The 4,286-nt window shown below is 37.7% G+C and carries 4 protein-coding genes; all 4 read left to right on the top strand.

Going from position 1 to position 4,286, the window contains the following annotated elements:
* Window positions 1–298, top strand: a 298-nt coding sequence (locus HMPREF9456_RS16800; RefSeq protein ID WP_040402248.1) for a PcfK-like family protein, incomplete at its 5' end; no start/stop codon positions are given.
* Window positions 299–442: 144 nt separating this feature from the next.
* Window positions 443–1,696 (top strand): site-specific integrase, encoded by a 1,254-nt coding sequence (locus tag HMPREF9456_RS16795; protein ID WP_006844768.1) that lies wholly within the window; start codon window positions 443–445, stop codon window positions 1,694–1,696.
* Window positions 1,693–2,667: a tyrosine-type recombinase/integrase gene (locus HMPREF9456_RS16790; protein WP_006844767.1), complete on the top strand. Its 975-nt coding sequence runs from the start codon at window positions 1,693–1,695 to the stop codon at window positions 2,665–2,667. Before HMPREF9456_RS16795 ends, HMPREF9456_RS16790 begins: the two co-directional genes overlap by 4 nt.
* Window positions 2,657–3,673 carry a tyrosine-type recombinase/integrase gene (locus HMPREF9456_RS16785; protein WP_006844766.1) on the top strand — a complete coding sequence of 339 codons (1,017 nt, stop codon included), beginning with the start codon at window positions 2,657–2,659 and terminating at the stop codon, window positions 3,671–3,673. Before HMPREF9456_RS16790 ends, HMPREF9456_RS16785 begins: the two co-directional genes overlap by 11 nt.
* Window positions 3,674–4,286: the final 613 nt, after the last annotated feature.

Genomic DNA, 4,286 nt, shown 5'->3' with positions numbered 1-4,286 from the left:
TGTGACTTATATCCTAAACCAGGTGCAAAAAAGCGGTTGCAATGGTTTTCACGATGATGAGATATTCGGCATGGCTGTACATTTCTATGACGAAGATAACATCGAGATAGATAAGCCGATGCACAATTCACAGGTAATCGTTAATCATGTAGTCGTACTGTCAGCAGAAGAAAAAGAGCAGGCACGTCAAGAAGCTATGCAAAAGGCACAAGACGAAGCCTATCGGAAAATGACACAGCCAACCAAGAAAGCCAAGAGAGTAGCATTAAATACCCAACCAAATCTATTTGATTTTTAAAATATTACCATCATGAAACCAAAAAAATATGTAAAGAATATAGTTATGTAAAGATTATCAATTATAATACAAATATATAGTGGTTTAATGTGTGATTTATTGACATAATAGTTTATAATTTAGAGATTTAAAAGTCTCAAAATTATGAATAAAGAACTTATTAAAAAGACAATTAGCAGTTTTCGGCAAGAACTTATTGACCGAAACTATAGCAAGTGTATAATATGGCAATATGGAAAAATATGCCGTAATTTTATGAACTGGGCTACTTCAGATGATATCCGGTATTTTTCGGAGGATACGGCAAGAGATTATTGCCTATTTGTTTGTGGAACATGGGAATATGGCTTTAAACTACCATTTCACGAAAGAATCACTTTGCGCTGTATGCGAATGCTATTATCCTCATTTAAGGGAGAGGAATTTGAGAGCCGGACACCATTAGTTGCACGTCCTTTCCAAACCTCCATTTGCAATCATGTTGAGGGATATCTCCTATGGTGTAAAGAAGAATTATTGCTGAGTACAGTATCTATAAAACGTCGAAAAAATATGCTTTCTCGGTATGATAATTTTTTATTCGATAAAAAAATAGATTTGTCTGACGTTACAGCATATATCAATGACGACTTTTTTTATACATGTAAATTGTCCTATAGAAGGGAGTTTAAACACTTTCTACGTGAGTACTTTACCTATATTTATGAAAGCAAATACATTGATAAAGACTTATCATCTACTGTGGTTAAAGACTCATTCACCCCTCGCCCGGAAAAGCTCCCTTCAACTTATTCTACAGACGAAATACGACACGCCATAAATGCAATTGACCGGTCTACTCCTAAAGGGAAACGGGATTATATTGTATTTTTACTTGCTGCAGAATACGGACTTCGTGCCTCTGATATTGTACAGTTGCGTATGACTGATATTGACTGGGAGCGGAATGAAATAAAAATCATACAGTGCAAAACTAAGAAACCACTTACACTTCCGTTAATAGCTTCCGTCGGGAATGCAATAATCGATTATATGCGCAATGGACATCCATCTGAAGGAGGCAATCTGATAATCGTTCAACATGGGAATACCAGAAAAGGTAAAATCGTGCATTCATGCGCTCTTCATGCTATCGTGTCAAATGCAATTAGGGCAGGAAATGGACAAACCGCAGCCACACATAAACACGGTCCTCATTCTCTACGTCACAGTTTAGCATCTAACATGCTAAAGATGGGCGTGTCATTGAATGTTATAAGTGGTTCATTGGGGCATTCAATAACTCAGTCCACTCAAACCTATTTAAAAATAGATTTTCTTCAACTCGGCAAATGCTCATTGCCCATTCCTTTATTGAAATCAGAATTGTTCAAAATGAATAAGGAGGGAACTATATGAAACGTCCATTTTTTACATCCGCTTTTAATCCGCTAATCAACGAGTATTTAGACTTCAGAAGTGAAGTTGGTGTTAATCCTGCAAGAGACTATACTTATCTACAGAAACTGGATTGGTTTCTTCGTTCAAAAAACTGTGTCATGGGAGAATTTTCATCGGTGATGGCAATGGAATGGCGACAACAACGCAAAGACGAGACGAAGCACGGACACTACCTCCGTATCGGAGTAAGCCGGAGATTTTTCGAATACCTCTTTACTCATGGATATCCAGTCTCTCTCTTCCGGAATGTCAAGCCTCCCACGCCTAATTATGTGCCACACATATATACCGAGGATGAAATAAGCAAATACTTTGTGGTTGTTGATACGTATAAGATATCTTCCTTGACTAAGCATCAGATCCAGCTTCCAGTATTACTTAGAATAATGTATTGCTGTGGTACGAGAGTTACTGAAACCCTACGAATAAGGAAACAGGACGTAGACATAGACAATGGGATTATTCGTTTAATGGTTACCAAGGGCTCTAAAGAGCGTTATGTAGTTATGTCTCCAAGTTTGAGGCAGCTTCTTGAGGAATATGCCGGCAAGACATTCAGTACATTGGAAAATACCGATCCAATCTTCTCAAATCGACACGGACAACCCTTAACAGAACCTACTTTACAGTCTTTTCATCGAAAAATCCTGCGATTAGCAGGGCTTCCAGCTGCATCCTCCACAGGCAATACTAAAAGACTACATGATTGGCGACATACATTCGCTGTTTACGCATTCAAACAGATGGTTGAAAATGGAGAAGACTTGTATGTGTCACTTCCGGTTCTGTCTGCTTATTTAGGACATAAGTCAATAATGGCAACCGAATACTACCTAAGATTGACGGCATCCCTTTATCCCTATGTGCAAGAAAAATTCACCACTATTTTAGAAAATATTATTGAAAAGGAGGAAAAATATGAAAACTGATTTTGGCATAATGCTACAAAAATACTTTTGGGATTATCTGCCGAATGACAGAGGGGCATCTCTGCGTACTATCTCAACATATCGGTATGCGTTTATCCAGTTTATTGAATTTATGGAAACAGCGAGGGACACTAACATCGGAGAAATAACCTTAGCACAGCTAAATTATAGCAATGTACGTGATTTTTTAAGGTGGCTTGAAAATAACAGGCACGTCTCTGTATCAACAACGAACCAACGTTTGGCTGCATTAAAAAGCTTTGCTACTTTTGTAAAATATGAATTTCCGGAGTATCTGACCGCAAGTGAAGAGATTGTTAAAATAAAATCTAAAGTCAATGAACAGACTACTATATCTTACCTTTCACCTGAAGGAATGAGATGTTTATTGGACACCATTGATATTACTATGCAATCCGGTCTTAGAGATTACACCATAATCCTTCTTTTGTTTTTAACAGGAATAAGGGTTAGTGAACTCATCGCAATAAAAGGACGAGATGTTTGCATGTCATCTCCTCGTCATATTGTCATTCATGGGAAAGGAAACAAGAACCGTCATGTTCCTATGGTAAAAGAACTTCACGCACAATTAATGAAATATGCTAAACTTTTCGACTTTACTCTTGTGCGAAATCTTGACAAACCGTTATTCCGAAATCATTCCGGCGATGAGTTTACCCGTCAAGGAATCAATTACACCCTTCTGAAGTATGCCCAACAAGCCAAGAGGAAAAATCCGGAACTGATACCGGAACACCTGAGTCCTCATAAAATCCGTCATTCTACGGCTATGTCTTTGGTTGAGCAAGGTACAGAACTTATCATAATACGAGACCTCTTAGGGCATAGAAGCATTCAAGCTACAGAAATCTATGCAAAACTATCATCTAATAGAAAAAGAGAAGCAATAGAAAAGGCGAGTTCACATATTGTGCCAGAGGAAAGGCCTGAATGGGAAGAAAACACATCCCTTAAAGAATGGTTGAAAGGATTTAAAGAATAAAGTTATGTAAACTAAAAAGCATAGAAAGTGGTAAGAATCAGTCGTATTTTTACCCTTTCTTTACATAACCATATTCTTCACATATTTTTGCTTATGTAAAACTTCACATAAGAAGAATAAACTCCAAAAACAAGTAGTAGAAGCAAGTAAAAGTTTGCCTAAACTTACCAAAACGCAAATCCAATGGGGATATGACCACGTTATCCAATATGTTGGACGAAGAACGGACAAAGGAATTATCACTTGTACGAAATGCGGACATTCGTGGGAAGGGATGGGAGAACTTGCAATTACATTATTAGATTGCGAATGTCCAAATTGTCAATCAAAGCTAATAGTTAAAACCACCAAGAAACGAACATTCGATGATAGTTATTATATGAACATCATCACGGCTCACAAAGGCTATCAAGTAGTACGCACCATTATGTTAAGCTATGATGCTAAAATAGGAGAATCGACAAAACTCTCATATTCCGAAGTGATGCAACGATGGATTGCCCCTGATGGGAAACACTCCACTTTTGCCCGACTTCGCCAAACGATGGGAACTATGTGTATTGATTCATGGATATTCCATACTCCTTTGGATTGCGTAAACGNGAATAGTAAC

The sequence above is a fragment of the Dysgonomonas mossii DSM 22836 genome (genome assembly GCF_000213575.1).
Classification (GTDB): Bacteria; Bacteroidota; Bacteroidia; order Bacteroidales; family Dysgonomonadaceae; genus Dysgonomonas; species Dysgonomonas mossii.
This window is presented reverse-complemented; position numbering and strand designations above follow the sequence as displayed.